This window comes from Faecalibacterium sp. Marseille-Q4164, assembly GCF_017377545.1.
Taxonomy (GTDB): domain Bacteria; phylum Bacillota; class Clostridia; order Oscillospirales; family Ruminococcaceae; genus Faecalibacterium; species Faecalibacterium duncaniae.
Genome location: NZ_JAFREJ010000002.1, coordinates 228287 through 252686 on the forward strand (window position 1 = coordinate 228287; position 24400 = coordinate 252686).

The following is a 24400-nucleotide window of genomic DNA, read 5'->3' on the forward strand; positions in this document are numbered from 1 at the left end:
ACAAAGCGGATGCGCTCCCACCGGAACGCATCCGCTTTTTGCTGTATCAGGATTCCTGCGGCTTTTTCCTCAAGAGCGCCACGCCGCTCAGCACGATGACCCCGCCCAGCAGGGCAAGGCCCGCACCAGCCTGCCCGAAGGCATCGCCGACAGCACCCACCAGAGGACTTGCGGGAATCATCAGCAGGCTGTATGCCATGCCGTCCACGCTGATGAGGGTGGCCCGCTGGTCACTGGGGATGGCATCGTTCAGCTTCTGGCTCTCGTGGAGCAGATAGACCTCCAACACACCCTGCACCAGCATCATGCCCAGGATGCCGCCCCAGGCAGGCGCAGCACCCACCAGCAGAGTGCCCACACCGCAGAGCAGGGCACAGGCTGTGTAGAGCCGCCGCATGGAACGGCATCTCACCCTGCGGCCGATCTCAGTGCCCGCAACGCAGGCCAGACCGCCCAGCAGCAGGGGAAGGAAGAGCAGCTCTGTGGGCCAGCCCAGCTCAACGAGCCGCTGCTGCAAAAACATCTTGGTCAGGTAACTGGGCACGCTGATGAGGGCGCTGGATGCGATAAGCTTCACCGCCATTGGGCAGGTGCGCAGGACATGCAGGCTGTCCTGCACCAGCTGGCGGAACTGTTCGGGCAGAGCGTGCAGCGGGTGCTTTTCCCGGCTGGCCTGCGACTCAGTGACGATGGGCTCCGCAAGTAGCATATTGGCAAGGGCAGAAGCACCCTCAAAGGCGGCGTTCAGCAGATAAAAGCCCGCGTAGCCGAGAAACCGGTTCAGGATGCTGGCCATGGAGCCTATGGCGTTGGCCAGCATGGAGATCTGGGAGCCGTTGGCAGAGACCTGAATGTATTCCTCTTCGCAGCCCTCCTGTTTCAGGCTGTCGTAGAGCAGCGCCGTGGAGGTGCCGGAAAACATGGTCATAGCCAGCGCGTTCAGCCCCATGGCAAGGCAGATGGTGAATAGGTCTGACGCAAAGGCCATCAGCAGGCTTTGCAGGACCATGCACACGCCGCCGGACACGAGGGTCTTTTTCCGGCCCAGCAGGTCTGCCGCCATGCCGCTGGGCACTTCACACAGCAGGCTGACAACATGGAACACGCTCTCGGCCAGGCCGATCTCCCACAGGGAGAAGCCCCGGGCCGCCAGCAGGGCCACCCATACCGCATCCGTGATGCGCAGGCCGGAGAAGAGATCGGCAGTGTAAATGCAGGCAAGCTGCTTTTTCAGGTTGAGTTTACGTTTATGATTCATGGGGAACACCCTTTCTATTTGTCGTTGTGAAATTTCAAAATAGAAAGTGTACCCTTGCAGACGGAAGTTTGCTGTGACGAAACCCCTCCGTCAATGCTGACGCATTGCCACCTCCCCTAATAGTGGAGGCCTTGGCAATCCGTGCAGAATTTCCGGTTTCGCCAGAGGCTCCCCTACTAGGGGAGCTGACGAGCGAAGCGAGTCTGAGGGGTTCAGGCAAAACAAAAGCGCCCCACAGCAAAGCTGCGCGGCGCTGAAAATCATGCTCCACGTCTTGCTGAAAGGTTTCCTCGATTTAGCTCCCCTACGAGAGGAGCTGGCTGCGCCAAAGCGCAGACTGAGAGGTTTTGTTTCCAATAAAAGGGTACACTTCGAGCCGGAACGTATTAAATCTGACCTTTTTTGAAAAAGATGCAGCCATTCCAACCCATCTGGGTGTACCCTCCTTTCAGTAAAACGTTACGCTTATAATACCATACTTTCGGCCAAAACACAAGCAAAACCGTAAAATTCAGGGAAAAAGTGCCGCCCCGGCTTGCAAACAGGCCCAAAGTGTGATAAGATGATATCTGGTTATGAAACCTGAATATCTTGAAAACGCAGCGACGGAGAGAGTACGCATGCAGTTCCACAGCAAAGAGAGAAGCTTCACCGGCTGAAAGGGCTTCCGCGTGGGTGTGTGCCGAAGTTCGCTCCTGAGCGGCCTGCCCGAACGGCTTCTATTAGGGCAGGACGGCGCGCCCCGTTACGGCGTTTGAGAGCCGCCCTTCTTTGTGCAGGGCGGAAACCGGGTGGTACCGCGGAGCATTGGATTTGCAAAGGCTTCGTCCCTTTTGTCCGGCCAGAAATGGCCCGGCAGGGGACGGGGCCTTTTTTGCTGCCCCGCTTTGAAAACACGAACTGAGAAGGAGAGAATTTCCATGCAAGCAATGATCGACGAGCTGGCCAAACAGGCCGCAGAGAGCCTCGGTCAGGTCTCTTCCAAGGAGACGCTGGCCTCGTTCTGGCAGGAATATCTGAGCAAAAACGGCAAGATCCCCGCGCTGATGAAGAATCTGCGCTCTGTCGCGCCCGAAGAGCGCCCCGCCATGGGCAAGATCATCAACGAACTCAAGCAGAAGGTGCAGGCAGACTACGATGCCGCCGCCGCCAAGGTGAAGGAGGCCGAGCTGGCCGCCCGCAACGCCGCTGAGACCGTGGACATCACCCTGCCCGCCAAGACCCGCACGGTGGGTGGTCTGCACCCCCTGACGCTGGTCACCAACCAGATCATCGACGTGTTCTCCGGCATGGGTTTTGCCGTGGCTGACGCACCTGAGATCGAGGATGACGACCACAACTTCACCCGCCTGAACGTGCCCAAGGATCACCCCGCCCGTGACATGCAGGATACCTTCTACCTGTCCGACGAGTTCCTGCTCCGCACCCAGACCTCCGGCGGCCAGATCCGCACCATGGACAGCCAGAAGCCGCCCATCAAGGTGCTGATCCCCGGCCGTGTGTTCCGTTCCGATTCCGATGCCACCCACAGCCCCATGTTCCACCAGATGGAAGGCCTGGTTGTGGATAAGGGCATCACCCTGGGCGACCTGCAGGGCGCGCTGAATACCTTTGTGCAGAAGCTGTTCGGCAAGGACACCCGCACCCGCCTGCGTCCCTCTTACTTCCCCTTCACTGAGCCCAGTGTGGAGGTCGATGTCAGCTGCTTTGAGTGCGGCGGCAAGGGCTGCCCTCTGTGCAAGCACACCGGCTGGATCGAGGTTCTGGGCGGCGGTGTTGTCAACCGCAAGGTGCTGGAGAACTGCAACATTGACCCGGATGAGTATTCCGGTTTCGCCTTCGGCATTGGCATCGAGCGCATCGCCATGCTGAAGTACGGCATCAACAACATCGGCCTGATGTTCGAGAACAACCTGCAGTTCCTCAAGCAGTTCCATGAATAAGAGGGGAGAGAACAGACAATGAAAGTACCTTTCAGTTGGTTAAAAGAACTCGTTGATATCGACGTTACCGCTCAGGAGCTGGAGGAGAAGCTGTTCTCCTGCGGCTTTGAGGTGGAAGAGCTGATCCCGCTGGATGCAGGCATCAGCAAGGTAGTCGTTGGCAAGATCGTGGAGATGGAAAAGCAGGAGGGCACCCACCTGACCAAGTGTGTGGTGGACTGCGGTGATTACGGCCACGATATCCGCATCAGCACCGGTGCCGCCAATATGAAGCTGGGCGACTGTGTGCCCGCCGCTCTGGATGGCTCCACCCTGCCCGGCGGCATCAAGATCAAGGCCCGCAAGATGCAGGGCGTGGAGTCCAACGGTATGCTCTGCTCCGGCGAGGAGCTGGGCCTGAACGATGACCTGTTCCCGGGCTCTGAGGTCTATGGCCTGCTCATCCTGCCTGAGGATTCCGTTCCCGGCACCGACATCGCACCCGTTGTCGGTCTGGATGACTATATCTTCGATATCTCCATCACCGCAAACCGCCCCGACTGTCAGTCCGTGCTGGGCATTGCCCGCGAGGTCGCTGCCATTCTGGGCAAGCCCCTGCACATGCCCGCCATGGATTACAAGGCTGTCTGCGAGCCGGATGCTCCCATCACCGTCCAGGTGGAGGCCCCTGACCTGTGCCCCCGCTATATGGCGCACTACGTCCGCAACATCCGCATGGGCGAATCTCCTCGCTGGATGAAGCGTCATCTGGCCCTGTGCGGCCTGCGCTCCATCAGCAACGTGGTGGATATCACCAACCACACCCTGCTGGAAATGGGCCAGCCCATGCACGCCTTTGACCTGAACAAGGTCGCCGGCCGCACCATTGATGTGCGCCGTGCCCACGTGGGCGAGAAGATCGTGACCCTCGATGAAAAGGAGTTCACCCTGAACCCCAACAATCTGGTCATCTGCGATGCCGAGAAGCCTGTGGCTCTGGCCGGCATCATGGGCGGTGCCAACTCCGGCATGGATGAGAACACCACCAGCCTGCTGTTCGAGTGCGCCACCTTCGCCCGTGACTGCGTCCGCAAGACCAGCCGTGCCCTGGGCCAGAACAGTGATTCCTCTGCCCGCTATGAAAAGGGTGTGGACCGCAATTCTCCCGAGCTGGGCCTGGCCCGTGCCCTGCACCTGATCCAGGAGCTGGACTGCGGCGATATCACCACCCTCGAGTATGACCTGACCGATGGCCGCCCGCTGGAGCGCAAGCACATCGTGACCACCCCTGCCAAGATCTGCGGCGTGCTGGGCATCACTGTGCCCGAGCAGACCATGATCGATATCCTGCAGCGCCTGGAGTTTACTGTGGATGTGCAGGCCGATGGCAGCTGGGATGTGTCTGCTCCTCTCTACCGTGAGGATGTGGAGAGCTTCCCCGATCTGGCGGAGGAGGTCATCCGTGAGTACGGCTATGACCACATCAACCCCACCTTCCTGAACACCGCCTCTGTCACCAACGGTGGCCTGAACTATGCGCAGAAGCAGCAGCTCAAGACCAAGCGCCTGCTGGCTGCACAGGGCTTCTATGAGGCCTCCACCCTGGCCTTCTACTCCAACGCGGAGCTGGATATGCTGCACATCCCCGCTGAGGATGCCGCCCGCAAGGCCATCCGCATCCTGAACCCCATCAGCGAGAACCTGTCCATCATGCGCACCCTGCTGACCCCGTCCATGCTGAACGTCATCGTGGACAACCTCAAGAAGGGCAATGCCGAGGGCCGCCTGTTCGAGATGGCTCCCGTCTATCTGGCCAAGGAGCTGCCCATCAGCGAGCATCCCCATGAACGTCAGACCCTTTGCATTGGTGCCTTTGGCCCCGAGGAAGACTTCTTCACCGTCAAGGGTGCAATGGAGGCGCTGGCCGCAGGCTTTGACCTGACCTTCACCTACGAGCGCGAGACCGCCCCGTGGCTCCATCCCGGCATCAGCGCCGCTGTCTACTGCAACGGCAAGCGTCTGGGCGTGTTCGGTAAGCTCTCCAATGAGATCAACGGCGAGCTGGAGATCGCAAAGGACCAGAAGGACAGCCAGAACATCTATCTGGGTGAGCTGGACTATGAGGCTCTGATGTCCTGTGTGGACGGTGAGCTGCGCTATAAGCCGCTGAGCCCCTACACTGCTGTCAAGCGTGACCTGGCCCTTGTCTGCGAGGAAAAGGTCACCTGCGGCGAGATCGAGGACACCATCAAGAAGGCAAGCTCCCTCATCACCGAGGTCAAGCTGTTCGATATCTACCGCGGCGCAAACCTGGGCGAGGGCAAGAAGAGCATGGCCTTCTCCCTGACCCTGTCTGACCCCAGCGCGGAGATCTCCGCTGAGCAGGTCGAGCGCACCGTCAAAAAGGTGCTGGGCAACCTGAAGTTCAAGCTGGGCATTGAGATCCGGTAAACGGTGATCTTTACACAGCACTATGAGTCTCCTCTGGGCGGCATCCTGCTGGCCGCTGATGACATCGGCCTGACCGGCCTCTGGTTCGAGGGGCAGAAGTACTTTGCCCGCACCCTGGATACGGTGCATCAGGAGCAGGAGACCGCCGTGCTCTCCGAGGCCAGACGCTGGCTGGATGTTTATTTCGGCGGGCAGGAGCCGGACTTTACCCCGCCGCTCCATCCCGCTGGCTCTGCCTTTCAGCAGGAGGTGTGGGCGCTGCTGCGCCGTATCCCCTGCGGCCAGACCACGACCTATGGTGCACTGGCAAGGCAGCTTGCCGCAGAGCGCGGCCTTTCCCGGATGTCTGCGCAGGCTGTGGGCGGGGCTGTCGGACACAATGTGATCTCTATCATCATTCCCTGCCACCGCGTTGTCGGAACAAACGGCAGCCTGACCGGATATGCAGGCGGCATCGATAAAAAAGCCGCGCTGCTGAGACTGGAAATGAAAATGACGCGGTAAGAAATACGGCAAACGAAAAAATCCGAACCTTTTTCCCAACGGAAAGAGGTTCGGATTTTTCTTGTGTGGTGGAGGCGATGGGAGTCGAACCCATGTCCGAAAAGAGTTCAGCGTAGGTGTCTCCGGGTGCAGGCGATCAACAACATTCCCTCCGCGTCACGCCGGTCGCCAGGCTAACGCATTGGTAGCTTCATGAGTTCCTGCCGGTCCGCAAAGCTTAGGTCCGTTCAGGTGCTGTGTCTAAAGGACGCCCCGGCCCCACACGACACAAGAGTGGGCGGAACGCGCAGCACTCAGGCTGCGAGCAACTGATAATTATTGTTGTCAGTTAATTTTTTGGAGGAGTTTAGAGCAGGTCCCCCACTGCTACCCGCTGCCCAGGCCTCGCTCCCCCCGTCGAAACCTTTACGCCCCCATAAAACACACCTTGCGGTGTGGGTAAGCTTTGAAGTTTCCGGGCAGGAATGCTGCCTGAAATCAATAGTAAACGCCGTTGGATTTAACGGCCCGGTCGATGGAGCGCTTGGCATCACGCTTGGCGGCATCTGCACGCTTATCGTAGAGCTTTTTGCCCTTGCACAGGCCCAACTCCATTTTGACGCGGCCATGCTTGAAGTAGAGCGAAAGCGGCACAAGAGTGTAGCCCTGCAGCTTGCACTGCTGGTGCAGCCGCCGGATCTCGTTCTTGTGGGCCAGCAGCCGCCGCACCCGCATGGGGTCCTGATTGAAGATGTTGCCGTGGTCGTAGGGGGTGATGTGCATTCCCTTGACCAGCAGCTCGCCGTCCTCAATATCGACCCAGCTGTCTTTCAGGTTCACGCCGCCGGCACGCAGGCTTTTGACCTCGGTGCCTTTCAGCTCAACGCCGGTCTCCAGCGCTTCCAGAACGAAATACTCGTGGCGCGCTTCCCGGTTTGTGGCAATCGTCTTGGTTGCCGGACGCTCTTTGGTCGGTGCCATTCCGCGCGCCTCCTTTCTCTCGCTTTGGTATCGTTACGTTAGTATATCATATTTTTGTGGATTTTCAAGGTCACTTTTTGAAGAAACTGTAAATCTTTCCCACAAAAAGCGCCTTACAGCTTTTTATAGCCCGCCGGTTCGTCCGCTGCACACCGCCGCTCCATCAGGTAGGTGTCCAGCCAGCGGCCGTGGCAGTCCCGGGCAATGCGCTCCCGGCGGCCCACCACGCGGAAGCCGCATTTCAGGTGCAGGCCCCGGGAGGGGGCGTTGTCCTGCAGCACCGTGGACTGCAGCGTCCAGTACCCGGCCTGTTCGGCCTCGCGGCAGAGCGCTGTGAGCAGGTGATAGCCCAGCCCCTTGCCCCGGAATTTCTCCCCGACATAGATGCTCACCTCGGCCACGCCGCGGTAGCACCAGCGGGGGTCTACCCGATGCAGGGCTGCCCAGCCGGCTACGACCCTATCGTCCAGCACCACCAGGCGGCATTCCCGGGTATGGGATGCGTCCCAGGCGGTGTAGGGCGGGCAGTTGGTCTGGAAGGTGGCGTGCTCGGTGGCAATGCCCTCCAGATATATTTTGGACACGGCAGTCCAATCCTCCGGCATCATGGGCCGGACTGTGATCTCACTCATATTCCTATCCTGACCGGAGCCGCAATGCTCCGGTTTCCCCTCATTGCGTGTGCAATATCTTTTTTCAGTATAGCAGAATCTGCCGCAAATCACAATGGAAACCTGTTCACCTCAGGCCGGGCAGAGTGTCCGGAATCTGAATACCCGGCCCCTCGGAAGCGTGGAGATCACAACGCATGGATTTTGCGGACAGATTTGTTTTGACAATACCGGCGGGTGTGATACAATAGAACAAAAACCAACCGGTGTCGCCTGTGCGGTCTCATATTATAGCCCTCTGTACGGGAAAATGCAATCAGGGCGGTGCCGGGGGAAAGGAACGGAACATGAAACAGGCAAAACGAATCGTCGCGATGGTGCTGTGTCTGCTGGCTCTGCTGGCCCTGCCCGCCGGTGCCGTAATGGAAAAGGGAGAGCCCAACATCACGGCCCAGACCACCATGAAGGAAGTGCGCAACAACCCGGGCATCAAGAACTCCGGCTTCTACACCTACTCGCAGGATAAGGACTGCCCGCCGGGTCAGGCCCTGTGGGAGATGACCACTGTGGAGGGCTACACCAACGAGTATGTGGCCGAAGGCTGTGCCAAGGGGCTGAATCTGGTCATTGAGAACTACAACAATGGCGTTCAGGTCACCCACTCGTTCTACACGGATGCGGAAAAGGCGGCGGACCGCACCAAAAATAACACCGGCCTGTTCTATTTTCCGGCCAAGGCTGAAAATGCCAAGTTTGCGCTGATCCTGGCTGGCAGCGGTGCCAATGAGAGCGCCGAGCTGGAGGAAGGGGCCTGCACGGCCTGGCAGCTGCATGAGCTGGGCTATGCCGCCTTTATTCTGCGGTATCGCGTCTGGACGGATGCTTCCGATGACGCTCCGCTGGAGGACATCGGCCGGGCCATGCAGTACATTGAGGAACACACTGCGGAGTTTGGCATCCAGCCGGAGCAGTACGCCATCGTGGGATATTCCATGGGCGGCCACCTGACGGGCCTGTTCGGCACGGAATCGGTGGGGTATCAGCATTACAATGTGCCCAAGCCTGCCGCCCTGCTGCTGGGCTATCCCATCAACGATATGACCTACATCAAGCCCATCTACCATGTCATTCAGGATATCGGCGCGTACGGCCCCAAATACTATACCCGGAATCTTTCGGATGAGATCACGCCGGACTACCCCGCCACCTACCACTGGCACGGTGTGAACGACACGCTGCTGAAAGAGCTGGTCTACTGGCGGCAGGGACCGCAGCTGGAAGCTGCCCTGCAGGCCAATCACGTCAAGCATGTTTACCGGGTGTTCAACAATGCGCCTCACGTCTGCGGCATCGGCACCGGAACAGATGCCGAGAACTGGCTGGTGGAAGCCACTGCTTTCTGGGAAGAGCAGTGCGCCTGAGAGAAAGGATGAAACAGGATGAAAGATCTGAACGAAGCATTTGTGCATCTGAACGTCGGTCTGCCCGATGATGTGGAGCGGCTGAAGGCCGCGGGCTATTACAAAGAAGCAATGGCACGGATCGATGAATATCTGGCCGAGGACTGGACGGAGACCCAGAACAGCCCCCGCAGTCAGGGGTTGGAAATGCCGGAGTACGAGCAGCCCGCCAACCCTGTGCCCCACGGCGTGGACGCGCTGCGGGATGCCCTGCTGGTACAGAAGGAGATCATGCGCCGCCTGCCGCAGGAATACTGCTGGAACGAGGCACAGGCCGTGGCCCGGATGCAGGGCCTTGTGCGGGATTTCACGGTGGAGGAGTTCCGCCAGCTGGTGCATGAGGGCCGGGTGGACTGGCGGTTCGTGGAAGGGGAGAAGCACTACCTTGACCGCTTTGCCGAGACGCTGATCGCCACCCACGCCGACCTTGCCGCCCGTCAGCTCGACCCGCCCGCCCCGGCCGCGCTGGCCCGGGAGCGCCGCCGCATCCATGACCAGATGGAGCGGGAAGGGCAGGCCAGTGCCCGCATCACGCTGAAGACCAGCGTTGGAATGTCGGATGAGGCCTTTGCCGCCGCTCTGGCCAAGGCAAAGGCAGAGGGGCGGGAGAGCGTGCACGTCCGTGCCTGGCTGCCCATCCCGGCGGAATGCCTGGCCCAAAGCGAGATCGAGCTGCAGAGCTTTACCGAGCAGCCGGGCCGCATCGCCGATGCAAACGCTCCCCAGCGCACCGTCTGCTGGGAGGCTGACCTGACCGAAAACCGCCGCTTCGGGGTGCAGTACCGTTACAAGACAACGGCAGTCTATGCTGACCCGCTGGACTTTGTGCCTGCACCGGAACAGCCGACCTTTGATACCGAGGAGCAGGCTCCGCATATCGTGTTCACGCCCTACCTGCGGGCGCTGGCCGCACAGCTGACCGAAGGGATCACCGACCCGGCGGAAAAGGCAAGGCGCATCTATGATTACGTTACCCTGAACGTGCGGTATCACTATCAGCCCGCCTACTTTGTGCAGGACTGCCTGCCCGACCGCTGCGCACGGAACCGGCGCGGTGACTGCGGCATTATGGCCCTGACCTTCATCACCCTCTGCCGTCTGGTGGGTATTCCGGCCCGCTGGCAGAGCGGCCTGTCGGTGTCGCCCACCGGCGTGGGCTGCCACGACTGGGCTATGTTCTACATTGCCCCCAAGGGCTGGATGTATGCCGACTGCTCGTTTGGTGCCTCCATGGCACGGCAGGGCGAGGAAGAGCTGCGCCGCCACTACTTCGGCAGCCTGGACACCGGGCGCATGGTGGCAAACCGCGCCTTTGAGGCACCCTTTGACCCGCCGATGTACGGGTTTCGCTCCGACCCCTATGATAACCAGTCGGGCGAGTGCGAGGTGGACGGCGTGGGCCTTTATGGCGATGCGCTGGATACCCGGAAAGAATTGGTCGATTTCGAGGACTTATAATCAATGGAATTTTTAGCTGGATTGTACACCCTGCTGCTGGTCACCATCTGCCTGCTGCTGGCGGTGGTGCTCTGGAAACTGAACAAGCCCCGGAACGGGGGAGACTACGAGGAGCTCAAGCGCTGGATGCAGCAGCAGCTCGATGCACAGGCAAAAGACTTTGCGGCCAGACAGGCGGCAATGGCGGAGCAGAATTACACCGCCATCCGCAGCGTCAGTGAGACGCTGCAGACCTCAGTACAGAGCATGAGCACCACGCTGGCACAGGGCCAGAGCGGCCAGCAGCAGATCCTGACCCAGCGGCTCCAGAGTCTGGAGGCCGCCAACACCCAGAAGCTGGAAGAGCTGCGCAGGACCCTTGCGGAAAACATGACCGCGCTGCAGGCCGAGAACGCCAAAAAGCTGGATGAGATCCGCCACACTGTGGACGAGCAGCTGCAGGATGCCCTGCAGAAGCGGGTGACCGAGAGCTTCAAGGCTGTGAATGACCAGCTGGAACAGGTGTACAAGGGGCTGGGCGAGATGCAGAACCTTGCCGCCGATGTGGGCGGGCTGAAGCAGGTGCTCTCGGGCGTTAAGACCCGCGGCATTCTGGGAGAGATCCAGCTGGGGGCCATTCTGGAAGAGATCCTGGCCCCGGAGCAGTACGAGACCAATGTGGCCACCATCCCGGGCAGCACCCAGCGGGTGGAATATGCCATCAAGATGCCGGGCACGGACGGCGGCACGGTCTGGCTGCCCATCGACTCCAAATTCCCCGGCGACACCTACGCGCACTTGCAGGATGCCCAGGCTTCCGGCGATGCGCAGGCGGTGGAGAATGCCCGCCATGCGCTGGAACTGGTGCTGCGGAGCGAGGCAAAGGATATCCGGGAAAAGTATGTGGAACCGCCCTACACCACGACCTTTGGCATCCTCTTCCTGCCTTTTGAAGGATTGTACGCCGAGGTGGTGAACGCCGGTCTGCTGGAGGTGCTGCAGCGGGATTATCAGGTGAACATTGCAGGCCCCAGCACCATGGCGGCTCTGCTCAACAGCCTGCAGATGGGCTTCAAGACCCTTGCCATCCAGAAGCGCTCCGGCGAGGTCTGGCAGCTGCTGGGTGCCGTTAAGACGGAGTTCGACAAGTTCGGGCAGGGGCTCTCCAAGATGCAGCAGCGCCTGCGCCAGACCGATGAAGAGCTGGACAACCTCATTGGTGTCCGCAGCCGGGCCATCAGCCGCAAGCTCCGCAGTGTCCAGAGCCTGGATGATGCCAGCGCGGCAGCCCTGCTGGAGCTGGACAACGAGCCCGGCCGGCCGGTGGCAGCAAGACTGCCGGAGGAGCTTGAATAATCTTTAACAATGTGCTATACTAGGAACCGTTATTAGTATTATACTGCCGCTTTTCCGGCACAGCAATATGGATAGAGAGGATGTCTGCTATGAGCGTGAAAAAGATCAGCGAAGCCATTCTGGGCGTGGGTGTGGACGATACCACCATTGACCTGTTCGAGAGCCAGTACCCGGTGCCCACCGGCGTGAGCTACAATTCCTATGTCATTCTGGACGAAAAGACCGCCATTCTGGATACGGTGGACAACCGTGCCACGGAGTCCTGGCTTGCCAACCTGACCGAGGCACTGGCCGGACGCAAGCCGGATTACCTGGTGGTCAGCCACATGGAGCCAGACCACGGTGCCAACATCGCCAGACTGACCGCCCTCTACCCGGAAATGCAGGTGGTGGGCAACGCCAAGACCTTCCTGTATATGGATCAGTTCTTTGGGGCGGATGCCGTTGCCAAAGAGCGCCGCGTGGTGGTGAAGGACGGCGAGAGCCTGAGCCTGGGCACCCACACCCTGACCTTTGTGCTTGCCCCCATGGTGCATTGGCCTGAGGTCATGGTGAGCTATGAGAGCAGTGAAAAGGTGCTCTTCTCTGCAGACGGCTTTGGCCGGTTTGGCGCTGTGGCCAGGTTTGACGAAAACGCCGACTGGGCCAGCGAGGCCCGCCGCTACTACCTGAACATCGTGGGCAAGTACGGTCCGCAGGTGCAGGCTCTGCTGAAAAAGGCCGCCGCGCTGGATATTGCCACCATCTGCCCCCTGCACGGCCCCGTGCTGACCGGCGATCTGAGCAAGTACCTGAACTACTATGACCTGTGGTCCAGCTACAAGGCTGAGGAGCCGGAGAAGATCCTGGTGGCCAGCGCTTCCATCCACGGCCACACCAGAGCCGCCGCCCACACCATGGCCGAGAAGCTGCGCGCCAAGGGAGCTAAGGTGGTGGAGATGGATCTGACCCGCACAGATGTCTCCTATGCCGTCACTGAGGCCTTCCGCTGTGGCCGGATCGTGCTGGCCTGTGCCACCTACGATGGCTTCCTCTTCCCGCCGATGGAGAATCTGCTGGCACACCTCAAGACCAAGAACTTCCAGGGCCGCACCGTTGGCCTGATGGAGAACGGCACCTGGGCCCCCATGGCTGCAAAGCTGATGCGTGCCGAGCTGGACGGCATGAAGAACATCACCGTCTGTGATGCCGTTGTGACCATCCGCTCTGCCGCCAATGCTGCCGCTGAGGCACAGATGGATGTGCTGGCCGACGAGCTGATGGCAAAGTAACGAATCGACCCCATAAAAAAGAACGAACGCCTGCCGTGTGAGAAAAGCCCGGCAGGCGTTCGTTTTGTCTATGCGGGAGGTATAGCAGAGTAGCATCTTCGCACGGGGGGTAGGCGGCAAAGTCTTTTTTGTGTGGAGTTCGCCTTTCTTTGTCAGAACAAATCGTACTGCTTCATAGTTTCAGCTTTTCGGGAATCATGCTTCTCGTAGTAGCCGATCAGGGTACCGTCCTCGTCCCGCAGGGCAACCATGTAGACATCACGGACATGCTTTGGATTGTAGTAGGTATAGACGATGTTATGGCCTGCATCAGCGGCAAACCAGTCCACCACCTTCCCGATGACCTCCACCGAATGCGGGTTGTGGCAGTTCAGCAGGCTTTTGCCCAGCAGGGCGGCTCCGCCGTATTTGCCGTAATCCACCACAGCGGCAGGGTTCATATAGAGGATGGTGTGATCCAGGTCGCAGATGACCACGGCCTCGCGGTCCTGGTCGATGATGCTCTTGAAATAGGCGTTCAGGTCTGCCATGATGTTGCTCCTTCTTTATTCTTATCCAGCGCGTCGAACTGTTTGACGATCTGGGGGTCTTTCAGCTTGATGACCTTGCCGGTGAGGTAGTGCAGGGTGTTCTCCTCCGGGATATCCAGGAAGCTGATGCGGACGGCGCAGAGAGCCTGCGTCCGGGTGCCGGTGCGCTCGTTCATCTTGCGGTTGCCGTATTTGATATCTCCCAGCACCGGCTTGCCCAGGTAGGCCAGATGCGCGCGGATCTGGTGGGTGCGGCCCGTGATGAGGCCAATCTTGCACAGCGCAAAGGGCCCGGCGGTGCGCAGCACATCCACATCGGTGATGATCTGCTTGCGGCGCTCATCCTGAGATTGGTGGGCGTGGATGCTGACCTTGTTGTTCTTTTCGTCGTGCTCCCACCAGGCCGTGAACCGCCCGCTCTGGGGGATGCCCACGGTGATGGTGTAGTATTCCTTTTTGAGCAGGTCGGTGCGGATGATCTCGTTCATGTCCCGCAGGGCGGCGTAGCTCTTGGCCGCGATCACCAGCCCCTCGGTGCCGCGGTCCAGCCGGTTGCAGATACCGGGCTTGAAGCGGTTCTCGCCGGTGGGATCGTACTCGCCCTTCTGGGCCAGATACTGGGTGAATGCGTCCACAAGGTTGGCATCGCCGGTGCGGTCACTGTGGCAGAGCAGGTGGGTGGGCTTGTACAGCACGGCAATGTTCTCGTCCTCATAGATGACGGTCACCTTGGGCTGGTTCTGCTGCTTTTTGGGGGCAGGCTTGCGGGCTGCAGGCTTTGCGCCCTCGGGCGGGAAGAATTCATCGTTGATGTACAGCTCAATGAGGTCGCCCGCCTTGAGCCGATCCTCGGGGGCTCCCTTTTTGCCGTTGACCTTGACCCGTTTGTTGCGGAAGCTCTTGTACAGCAGGCTGGTGGGGAGATCGCGCGTCATGCTCTGGACAAAGCGGGAAAGCCGCACGCCCTCGTCGTTTGCGGTGGCAGTAAATTGTTTCATAAAATCGTTCCTTTTGTTGGAAATGGTTCTTTGGACAGAACCTCTCCGTCATTGCTGCGCAATGCCACCTCTCCTGACAGGAGAGGCAAGACACGCTTCTTGGCTCCCCTATCAGGGAAGCTGGCGCAAAGCGCCTGAGAGGTTTTCTCTATAATAAACCACCCTTTCTTTGAAGTCAACGCAGAATATTTCCTGTGCCCCCTTGTGTTTTGCTGAAAAAACGGTACTATTAAAGTAATAATGCAAAAGGAGAATGACCATGGCGAAGGAAAGCAGCCAGCATAAGGGGCACCGCCAGCGGATGCGCGCCCGGGTAGAGCAGTACGGACTGGAAAGTCTGGAACCCCACGAAGCGCTGGAATATGTCCTTTACATCACCAACACCCGCAAGGACACCAACGGCCTTGCCCATGTCCTCATGGACCGGTTCGGAGACTTTGCCGGGGTGCTGGATGCCTCCGAGGAGGATCTGCTGACAGTGGAGGGGGTAGGCCCCTCTACCGCCCGGATGCTGCATCTTTTGCCGCAGGTCGGCAGATACTATACCCAGTGTGCGGTCAACGGAAAAAAATGCATGAAGACCACCGACCAGCTGGTCGAATACCTGATGGCACAGTTTGCCGGGACTGTGCAGGAACGCGCCCTGCTGACTGCGCTGGATGGCCGCAGCCGCATCAAGGGGCTGTTCTGGCTGCGGGACGGCACCAGCGACCGGGTGAGTCTGGAGATCAAGGATGTGGTGGCGGCAGCCCTCAAGGGCGGTACCGACAGTGTGGTGCTCTGCCATAACCACCCCAACGGCGTGGCTCTGCCCTCGCGGGAGGATCTGATGGCCACTGAGAATATCGTCCGGGCGCTGGGGCTGGTCAAGGTGCATCTGCGGGATCACATCATCCTGACCGAGAGCGAATATTTCTCCATGCGGGAGGCCAACCGCCTGCCGTTCTACGATTTCCAGACTGGGGAGATGCTCAGGCCGTATTGATATTATAAAATAATTGTGTTATAATCAACATGAAAAGCACAACTATTTGTAGTTCTATCTGAGAACAGAAAGGAGAACCGAGACATGGCCGATGAACAGTTCCATCTCGTCTCCAACTATGCCCCCACGGGTGACCAGCCCCAGGCCATTGAGCAGCTGGTAGAGGGCGTTGAGCGGGGCGACCGCTGCCAGACCCTGCTGGGTGTGACCGGCAGCGGCAAGACCTTTACCATGGCCAACGTGATCGCCCGGTGCAACCGCCCCACGCTGGTGCTGGCCCATAATAAGACGCTGGCGGCCCAGCTCTGCACCGAGTTCCGCTCGTTCTTCCCGGACAATGCGGTGGAGTATTTTGTTTCCTACTACGATTACTACCAGCCCGAAGCCTACATCCCCAGTACCGATACCTACATTGAAAAGGACAGCGCCATCAACGATGAGATCGACCGCCTGCGCCATTCGGCCACGGCGGCGCTTTCGGAGCGGCGGGATGTCATCATTGTGGCATCGGTGTCCTGTATCTACTCTCTGGGCGACCCCATCGATTACCGCAGCATGGTCATCAGCCTGCGGCCCGGGATGCAGATGGAGCGGGATGACCTGTGCAAAAAGCTGGTCACCCTGCAATATGAGCGGAACGACATCAATTTTATCCGCAATAAGTTCCGCGTTCACGGCGACACGGTGGATATCTATCTGGCCTACATGAGCGACCTTGCCATCCGGGTGGAATTCTTTGGGGATGAGATCGACCGCATCACGGAGTTCAACCCCGTTACCGGCACCCGGCAGAACGTGGTGAAGCATGTGGCCATCTTCCCGGCCAGCCACTACATCGTCAGCGCCGATAAAAAGGCAGCGGCCATTGAAAAGATCCGCGCCGAGTGTGACGAGCAGGTGAAGAAGTTTACCGCCGAGGGCAAGCTCATCGAGGCCCAGCGCATCCAGCAGCGAACGAACTACGACATCGAGATGCTGACCGAGGTGGGGATCTGCAAGGGCATCGAGAACTACTCGGCGGTGCTGTCGGGCCGTGCGCCGGGCAGTATGCCCACCACCCTGCTGGATTATTTCCCGGAGGATTTTCTGCTTTTTGTGGATGAGAGCCATGTGACCCTGCCGCAGGTGCGTGCTATGTACGGCGGCGACTACGCCCGCAAAAAGACGCTGGTGGAATACGGCTTCCGTCTGCCGTCGGCCTTTGACAACCGTCCCCTCAAGTTTGAGGAGGTGGAAAGCAAACTGAACCAGATGGTGTTCGTCTCGGCCACGCCGGGCGAGTACGAGCGCCGGAACAGCACCCGGATCGCGCAGCAGGTCATCCGGCCCACCGGCCTGCTGGACCCGCTGATCTCGGTGCGGCCTGTGGAGGGGCAGGTGACTGACCTGCTGGGCGAGATCAACGCCCGCACGGCGAAGAACGAGCGTGTTCTTGTGACCACCCTGACCAAGAAGATGGCCGAGGACCTGACCGACTTCTTGACCGAGCAGGGCATCAAGGTCAAATATATGCACCACGAGGTAGATACCTTTGAACGGATGGAGATCATCAAAGATCTGCGCCTGGGCTCCATCGATGTGGTGGTGGGCATCAACCTCCTGCGTGAGGGCCTGGATCTGCCGGAGGTCAGCCTTGTGGCGATCCTGGATGCCGACAAGGAAGGCTTTCTGCGCAGTGAGACCAGCCTCATCCAGACCATTGGCCGCGCGGCCCGCAACGCCGAGGGTCTGGTCATCATGTACGCCGATGAGGTGACGGACAGCATGGAACGCGCCATCACCGAGACCGAGCGCCGCCGTGCCATCCAGATGGCCTACAATGAAGAACACGGCATCGTGCCTAAGACCATCGTCAAGGCCATTGCGGACAGCATTGAGATCAGCGATAAGGCGGAGAACGCAAAGCGGAATACCCGCCGCATGGGCAAACTGGAGCGGGAAGCTGCCATCGAGCGCCTGACCCGGGAGATGAAGGAGGCTGCCAAGCTGCTGGAATTTGAGCATGCGGCCTTCCTGCGTGACCAGATCGACCGCCTGCGCCGGGGCGAGAACCCCACTGTGGACTCGGATGCCGAGACCGAGCGCAGGCAGAACCATGCACAGACACAGAGAAGAGGGAGAAAGTACCTTGGCAAACGATAAGATCGTCATCAAAGGCGCACGGGAGCACAACCTGAAGAATATTGATCTGACCCTCCCGCGCGAAAAATTCATTGTTATGACCGGCCTGTCCGGTTCCGGCAAGTCGAGCCTTGCCTTCGATACCATTTATGCCGATGGCCAGCGCCGCTATGTGGAGAGCCTTTCCAGCTACGCCCGGATGTTTCTGGGCCGGATGGACAAGCCCGATGTGGATGAGATCACCGGCCTGTCGCCGGCCATTTCCATTGACCAGAAGACCACCAGCCACAACCCCCGCTCTACCGTGGGCACCGTGACCGAGATCTATGATTACCTGCGCCTGCTGTATGCCCGGGTGGGCGTGCCCCACTGCCCGGTGTGCGGCCGTGTCATCAGCCAGCAGACCGTGGATGAGATGGTGGATGCCGTGCTCAAGCTGGAGGACGGCACCAAATTCCAGGTGCTGGCTCCTGTGGTACGCCAGCGCAAGGGCACGCAGCAGAAGGAGCTGGATGCCGCCCGGCGGGGCGGCTACTCCCGTGTGAGGATCGACGGCAATCTGTATGACTTGGACGAAGAGATCACGCTGGAAAAGAACATCAAGCACACGGTGGAGATCGTGGTGGACCGCCTTGCCATGCGCAAGGGCATCCGGGGCCGTCTGGCGGATTCGCTGGAAACTGCGCTGGCTCTGACCGGAGGCATCGCCGAGATCGATGTCATCGGTGGGGAGTGCATGACCTTCAGCCAGAACTTTGCCTGCCCGGAGCACGGCATCTCCATCGGGGATCTGTCGCCCCGGCTCTTCTCCTTCAACAACCCCCAAGGTGCCTGTGAGAAGTGCACGGGCCTTGGTACGTTTATGCGGGTGGACGAGGAGCGCATCCTGCCCAATAAGAACCTGTCCATCCGGCAGGGGGCCATCAAGGCCAGCGGCTGGTACTACGCCGAGGGCTCTGTCAGCGAAATGTACTACCTTGGTCTGGGTAAAAAATACGGCTTTACGCTGGACACGCCCATCAAGGATATGAGCACTGAGGCGGTGAACGCCCTGCTCTACGGCACCAACGGCGAAAAGATCGAGATGCACCGAACCAACGAGTTCGGCAGCGGTGTCTACTATAATACGTTTGAGGGCATTGTGGAGAACCTGGAGCGCCGCTTCCGGGAGACCAACAGCGAGTGGATGAAGGAAGAGATCGGCAGCTTCATGTCCGGCGTGGAGTGTCCGGACTGCCACGGCAAGCGCCTGAAGCCGGTGGTGCTGGCAGTGACCGTTGGGGATAAGAACATCAGCGAGTTCTGTGAAATGTCCATCCGGGATGAGCTGAAATTCATTGCCGAAAATGAGCCGAACCTGACCGAGAAGCAGAGGCAGATCGGCGGTCAGATCATGAAGGAGATCCGGAACCGCCTGCAGTTTTTGCAGAGCGTGGGTCTGGATTACCTGACCCTGGCCCGTGCGGCTGGCACCCTGTCCGGCGGTGAAAGCCAGCGCATCCGCCTCACCACCCAGATCGGCAGTGCGCTGTCCGGCGTGCTTTATGTGCTGGACGAGCCCAGCATCGGCCTGCACCAGCGTGACAACGACAAGCTCATTGCGACCCTGAAGAACCTGCGGGACCTCGGCAATACCGTCATCGTGGTCGAGCACGACGAGGATACCATGCGCAGCGCGGACTATATCGTGGATGTGGGCCCCGGTGCGGGCGTTCACGGCGGCGAGATCGTGGCGGCGGGCTCCGTGAAGGATATCTGTAAGGCCAAGCGGAGCATCACCGGCGATTACCTTTCCGGCCGCAAGCGCATTGCTGTGCCCCAGACCCGCCGCACCGGCAATGGAAACTTCCTGACCGTGAAAGGTGCCCGGGAAAACAACCTGCGCAACATTGATGTCCGGTTCCCGCTGGGGGAGTTCGTCTGTGTGACCGGCATTTCCGGTTCCGGCAAGTCCAGCCTGATCAATGAGATCCTGTACAAGACGCTGGCCTGTGAGCTGAACGGTGCCCGCAGCCGTGCGGGCAAGTGCGACGGGGTGGAGGGTCTGGAGTTTGTGGATAAGGTCATTGGCATCGACCAGCAGCCCATCGGCCGCACGCCCCGCTCCAACCCGGCCACCTATACCGGCGTGTTCAACGATATCCGCGCCGTCTTTGCCGAGACCCAGGATGCAAAGATGCGCGGCTACGGTCCGGGCCGGTTCAGCTTCAACGTCAAGGGCGGCCGCTGTGAGGCTTGTGAGGGTAACGGCATTTTGCAGATCGAGATGCACTTCCTGCCGGATGTCTATGTCCCCTGCGAGGTGTGCAAGGGCGCGCGCTATAACCGCGAGACGCTGGAGGTAAAGTATAAGGAAAAGACCATCTCCGACGTGCTGAACATGACCGTGGAGGAGGCGGTGGTGTTCTTTGCCAACCAGCCCAAGATCGCCCGCAAATTGCAGACCCTGCTGGATGTGGGCCTTGGCTATGTGACCCTGGGTCAGAGCGCCACCACCCTGTCCGGCGGCGAAGCCCAGCGTGTCAAACTGGCCAATGAGCTAGCCCGACGCAGCACCGGCAAGACGGTGTATATCCTCGATGAGCCTACCACAGGCCTGCACATTGCGGACGTGCATCGCCTGATCGAGGTGCTGCAGAAGCTGGTGGATGCGGGCAACACGGTCATTGTCATCGAGCACAACCTGGATCTCATCAAGTGTGCGGACCACATCATTGACCTTGGCCCTGAAGGCGGCAGCGCCGGCGGCCTGGTGATTGCCGAGGGTACGCCCGAGCAGGTGGCCGAGGTGCCCGGCAGCTTTACCGGCCAGTACCTCAAGCCCCTGCTGGAAAAGGACAGACAGCTGCGGGCCGCGGAAGCGGAAACTGGTGCAAAAGCAAAAAAGTAAAGCGGCGCTCATACGACGAAAATCATACTTTTCTTGAAAAAATCAGAAAAAGATGCAGAAAAGTGTTGACAAAACCCGGAAAGATGCGTATAATGTCTTTTGTCGCCAATGCTTCGGTAGGGAGGCAGAGGACGATATCCGGGTGTAGCGCAGTTTTGGTAGCGCGCTTGAATGGGGTTCAAGAGGCCGTGAGTTCGATTCTCGCCACTCGGACCATAAATCCAACGATTTCACGTTAGAAATCGTTGGATTTTTTTGTTTATAGGCTGGCCTCATTTGGTTTCGACCACAATTTTGACCACAATGCCAAAGATTTTATCTGGTCTAATTTGACATAGCAACGCTGCTTATATAGAGTGAAGCACTACTTATAAATAGTGGTGTCAGGAATTGAGATTTTGTGATACCAAAAAAGACACCCTCGCTTTTGATAGGAATCTCATGCAGGGATGTCCTTATCTCAACGCGAAGGTGTCTTAATAACGAGGGTCAGATGCCACGGAACGTAAAGGTGAACTCCACAGGCTTGGTCACATCAGGAATATACTCCGGGTGGACATTGGCACCCCAGCTGTCATCGCCGCCAACGCCCATCTGCTCGCCGATGGCACGGATGACCGTGTAATGGACCGGGGGCAGCTCGTAAGGATGCTTGGCACTCTCCATTTCATGGGGAGTGTAGGGCAGCGCAGAGAAGAACATGGGCTTTGCGGCATCTGCGGTAAACAGCAGCCCGCGGCCCTTGCGGTCCACTACCTTTGCCCAGCGCACAGCGGTCTTTGCACCGCACTCCTGCGGCACAAGGTACTGTGCCATGTTGTCTGCGACCTTGTTCTGGTAAATGCCCAGCTTGGCACCATGCTGACGATCCCAGTAGGTCTCCGCAGGGCCGTTTCCGTACCACTCCACCGTGTCGTAGTCAGCGTCGATCTTGAACAGTACGCCGAACTCCGGCATTGCTGCAAGTCCTTCCACCGGGTCATAGTGCAGGGTGGTCTGGATGCGGCCATCACCGAACACACGGTACTGCAGGCTGCACTCTGCTGCGGGGCTGGTCTGGAGGTTATAGAGATAGGTCACGACCACGCTGTCGGCTTCCACCTCGCAGGTGGGGTTCTGGAGGATGGCGCCGCCATGAACAGACGGAATCTCCTTGCCGATGCCCTTGGTGGTAGCGTACAGGCTTGCCAGCTTCCACTGACCGCGAACGCCGCCCATGTTGTTGCCGCAGTCGTTGTCGGTGGGAGCGCGCCAGAAGTTGGGACGGGGAATCTCCTGAATCATCTCCTTGCCGGCATAGCGGTAGGAAGTCAAGCCGCCATTCAGATCGGAGAACAAAACATCGAAATTCTCACCCCGGACACCGATGTTGTGTGTACCGTGCGTAACGGTAAACGGCGTGACCTTCTTGCTGGGAATGGAACGAACCACAGCGATCACACCCTGTCCAAAGGCGACTTCATGACCCTTCTTTGCCCAGCTGGTGTCCTCCTTCAAACGGAAGCTGATGGTCACTGCATATTCACCGGGGAGCGCAGGAACCATAAACGGCAGCGGGAAGCTGGAACGCTCTTCGGGAGCAACATCAATATTGGTCAGTTCCTGTTGCTGATACAACTTTCCATCACGATGCAGCAGTGCAACGCAGTCGAAAGCATCCGTAGAGGTGAACAGGTTCTTATTCCAGACTTCAAAGCCAGAGTTGTCGATGGAAATGGCGATGTTCTGATAGCAGAACTTGACCTCCTGCATCTTGGGAGAAGGAGCACGGTCACCACCGTAGGCAATGCCGTTTCCGCTGAAATTATAGTCGGTAGGACGCTCACCGAAGTCGCCGCCGTAGGCTTGGAACCACTTACCGTAGCGGTCTTTTTTCCAGATGGACTGGTCGATGTAATCCCAGATGAAGCCGCCCTGATAGCCGCAGTCCTTCTGGTCGGCAAGTTCCGTGTACTTGTGCAAAGCACCGTTGGAGTTGCCCATAGCATGAGAATATTCGCACTCGATATAAGGCCGCTTATCGCCCTGTGCCAGATACTCTTTAATGTCCTTGACAGTGCTGTACATATGGCTCTCGATATCGGTGGTTTCGAGGAAGCGGGGATCATTGACCACACCTTCGTAATGCACCAGACGGGTGTCATCAAAGCGGCGGACCATCTCGGCCATCTGGAGCAGGGTCTCACCACCAAACGATTCGTTGCCCAGAGACCAGATCAGAACAGCAGGGTGATTTTTGTCACGCTGGTAAGTGGAATTCATGCGGTCAAACAAGACAGCTTTCCACTCCGGCTTATCATTGGGCAAAACGCCCTCGATGCCGCGAATGCCCGCCTGATGGATGTCCCATGTGCCATGGGATTCCAGATTGTTCTCTGCGATCAGATACAGACCATACTCGTCGCACAGGTCGTACAGTTCATCCTGATTCTGGTAATGGCTGGTGCGGATGGCATTGATGTTGTTCTGCTTCATGGTGATGATATCCCGAAGCAGCTCCTCATGGGTGTGTACGCCCACAGCACGACCCGTAATGGAGCTGAACTCATGACGGTTGGCACCCTTGAACACGATGCGCTTGCCGTTGAGCAGCATCCGATTGTTCTTCAACTCGAACTTGCGGAAACCGACTTCCTGCCCGGTCACCTCTACCAGATGGCCTGCATCGTCCAGCAGCTCGATTTCCAGTTCATACAGAGCCGGGTCCTCTGCACTCCACAGGTGGGGGTTCTCCACCGCATGGCTGAACAGAGCAGAGCCGCCGTTCAGTGCGATTTTTTCGGAGAACACTTCCAGTTCACTGCGGCGCAGGGTCAGACGGGCTGCGCCCTTACCCTCCACCTGCAATGCAACTTCCAGCGTGGAATGAGTAAAATCATCCCCGGAAAACAGCGTTTTGACGGATATATCTTCCAGATGCACGGTGGGGATGGCGTACAGCCACACGCTGCGGAAGATGCCGGAGAAGCGGAAGAAGTCCTGATCTTCGCACCAGCTGGAGGAGGTCCACTTGAACACCTGCACAGCAAGTTTGTTCACGCCCGGCTGGAGATAGGGAGTCAGATCGAATGCGTGTGCGGAGAAGCTGTCCTCGGTGTAACCCACATAAGACCCGTTCAGCCAAAGAGCCATGCCGCTTTCCACACCCTCGAACTCGATGTGGACGGGCTTGCCCTGCATGGATTCCGGCAGATCGAAGTATTTTACATAGCTTGCCACCGGATTGAACCGCTGCGGGATCTCGCCCGGCTGTACTTCTTCACGGCCATCCCACGGATACTGAATATTCGCGTACTGGGGAATGTCGTAGCCCTCCATCTGGATGTGTGCCGGAACATGAATGTCATCCCAGCCGCTGCAATCGTAATCTGTCTTTTCAAAGCCGGGGATGGCACTGGTGTAGTTCTTTGCGTAGGCGAATTTCCAGATACCGTCCAGCTTCAGCGCCAAAGAAGAGGAGCCTGTCCGATATTCTTCGCGGGAAGCGTAAGTACGGAAACTTGCATGAGCATTCAGCACGTTTTCCTTGAAAAAGGTGGGGTCTTTTACTTTTGCAAAATCAAATGCAGCCATAGTATTTCCTCATTTACCTTTTATAATTTTATAATATTTCTCCAGCCTCCCCGGAGGAATCCAGCGATTCCTC

16 protein-coding genes, 1 tRNA gene, 1 other RNA gene and 1 other annotated feature are annotated in these 24400 nt (G+C 58.7%); of the genes, 11 read left to right on the forward strand and 7 right to left on the reverse strand.

Features of this window, described 5'->3' with window-relative positions:
- Positions 1–46 precede the first annotated feature (46 nt).
- Positions 47–1258: an MFS transporter gene (locus tag J3352_RS04165; protein WP_156065518.1), complete on the reverse strand. Its 1212-nt coding sequence runs from the start codon at positions 1256–1258 to the stop codon at positions 47–49.
- A 593-nt stretch (positions 1259–1851) separates the two neighbouring features.
- Positions 1852–2093 (forward strand) — a binding site (T-box leader).
- A gap of 85 nt (positions 2094–2178) precedes the next feature.
- On the opposite strand from J3352_RS04165, the gene pheS reads away from it, so the two are divergent.
- Genes pheS through J3352_RS04180 form a run of 3 tightly spaced genes read left to right on the forward strand, consistent with a single transcriptional unit; the run spans position 2179 to position 6135 of the window.
- Positions 2179–3201 (forward strand): phenylalanine--tRNA ligase subunit alpha, encoded by a 1023-nt coding sequence (pheS, locus tag J3352_RS04170; protein WP_005930972.1) that lies wholly within the window; start codon positions 2179–2181, stop codon positions 3199–3201.
- A gap of 18 nt (positions 3202–3219) precedes the next feature.
- Entirely contained in the window at positions 3220–5631 is a 2412-nt protein-coding gene (gene pheT / locus J3352_RS04175) for a phenylalanine--tRNA ligase subunit beta (protein ID WP_156065516.1), read from the forward strand.
- 3 nt (positions 5632–5634) lie between these two features.
- Positions 5635–6135, forward strand: a complete 501-nt coding sequence (locus tag J3352_RS04180; protein WP_097773608.1) for a methylated-DNA--[protein]-cysteine S-methyltransferase — start codon at positions 5635–5637, stop codon at positions 6133–6135.
- Positions 6136–6201: 66 nt separating this feature from the next.
- Here the strand turns inward: J3352_RS04180 and ssrA are convergent.
- From ssrA to J3352_RS04195, 3 genes are all read right to left on the reverse strand, one after another.
- Positions 6202–6550, reverse strand: a transfer-messenger RNA (tmRNA) gene (gene ssrA / locus J3352_RS04185).
- A gap of 62 nt (positions 6551–6612) precedes the next feature.
- Entirely contained in the window at positions 6613–7095 is a 483-nt protein-coding gene (smpB, locus tag J3352_RS04190) for an SsrA-binding protein SmpB (RefSeq protein WP_005930963.1), read from the reverse strand.
- A 113-nt stretch (positions 7096–7208) separates the two neighbouring features.
- On the reverse strand, positions 7209–7727 hold the full coding sequence (locus J3352_RS04195; protein WP_156065514.1) for a GNAT family N-acetyltransferase: 519 nt from the start codon (positions 7725–7727) through the stop codon (positions 7209–7211).
- A gap of 326 nt (positions 7728–8053) precedes the next feature.
- Here J3352_RS04195 and J3352_RS04200 point away from each other — a divergent pair, with 326 nt between their 5' ends.
- The 4 genes from J3352_RS04200 to J3352_RS04215 all read left to right on the forward strand — a co-directional run bounded on the left by J3352_RS04200 (position 8054) and on the right by J3352_RS04215 (position 13230).
- Entirely contained in the window at positions 8054–9127 is a 1074-nt protein-coding gene (locus tag J3352_RS04200) for an alpha/beta hydrolase (RefSeq protein ID WP_156065512.1), read from the forward strand.
- A gap of 18 nt (positions 9128–9145) precedes the next feature.
- Positions 9146–10624, forward strand: a complete 1479-nt coding sequence (locus J3352_RS04205; protein ID WP_156065510.1) for a transglutaminase-like domain-containing protein — start codon at positions 9146–9148, stop codon at positions 10622–10624.
- A 3-nt stretch (positions 10625–10627) separates the two neighbouring features.
- Positions 10628–11959, forward strand: coding sequence for a DNA recombination protein RmuC (gene rmuC / locus J3352_RS04210; RefSeq protein ID WP_156065508.1), 1332 nt, complete (start codon positions 10628–10630; stop codon positions 11957–11959).
- Positions 11960–12048: 89 nt separating this feature from the next.
- Positions 12049–13230: an FprA family A-type flavoprotein gene (locus J3352_RS04215; RefSeq protein ID WP_156065506.1), complete on the forward strand. Its 1182-nt coding sequence runs from the start codon at positions 12049–12051 to the stop codon at positions 13228–13230.
- A gap of 152 nt (positions 13231–13382) precedes the next feature.
- On the opposite strand, the gene J3352_RS04220 is transcribed toward J3352_RS04215, so the two are convergent.
- Positions 13383–13760, reverse strand: a complete 378-nt coding sequence (locus J3352_RS04220; RefSeq protein WP_156065504.1) for a PAS domain-containing protein — start codon at positions 13758–13760, stop codon at positions 13383–13385.
- On the reverse strand, positions 13748–14758 hold the full coding sequence (locus J3352_RS04225; protein WP_156065502.1) for an RluA family pseudouridine synthase: 1011 nt from the start codon (positions 14756–14758) through the stop codon (positions 13748–13750). The genes J3352_RS04220 and J3352_RS04225 overlap by 13 nt, the downstream gene beginning before the upstream one ends.
- 259 nt (positions 14759–15017) lie before the next feature.
- On the opposite strand from J3352_RS04225, the gene J3352_RS04230 reads away from it, so the two are divergent.
- The 4 genes from J3352_RS04230 to J3352_RS04245 all read left to right on the forward strand — a co-directional run bounded on the left by J3352_RS04230 (position 15018) and on the right by J3352_RS04245 (position 20970).
- Positions 15018–15743, forward strand: coding sequence for a RadC family protein (locus tag J3352_RS04230; RefSeq protein ID WP_097773616.1), 726 nt, complete (start codon positions 15018–15020; stop codon positions 15741–15743).
- Between the two features lie 84 nt (positions 15744–15827).
- Positions 15828–17885 carry an excinuclease ABC subunit UvrB gene (gene uvrB / locus J3352_RS04235; RefSeq protein ID WP_005930935.1) on the forward strand — a complete coding sequence of 686 codons (2058 nt, stop codon included), beginning with the start codon at positions 15828–15830 and terminating at the stop codon, positions 17883–17885.
- Positions 17872–20754, forward strand: a complete 2883-nt coding sequence (gene uvrA / locus J3352_RS04240; protein ID WP_097773617.1) for an excinuclease ABC subunit UvrA — start codon at positions 17872–17874, stop codon at positions 20752–20754. The genes uvrB and uvrA overlap by 14 nt, the downstream gene beginning before the upstream one ends.
- A gap of 138 nt (positions 20755–20892) precedes the next feature.
- Positions 20893–20970 (forward strand) — tRNA-Pro (locus J3352_RS04245).
- A 273-nt stretch (positions 20971–21243) separates the two neighbouring features.
- Here the strand turns inward: J3352_RS04245 and J3352_RS04250 are convergent.
- Positions 21244–24327: a glycoside hydrolase family 2 TIM barrel-domain containing protein gene (locus J3352_RS04250; RefSeq protein WP_156065498.1), complete on the reverse strand. Its 3084-nt coding sequence runs from the start codon at positions 24325–24327 to the stop codon at positions 21244–21246.
- Positions 24328–24400 lie beyond the last annotated feature (73 nt).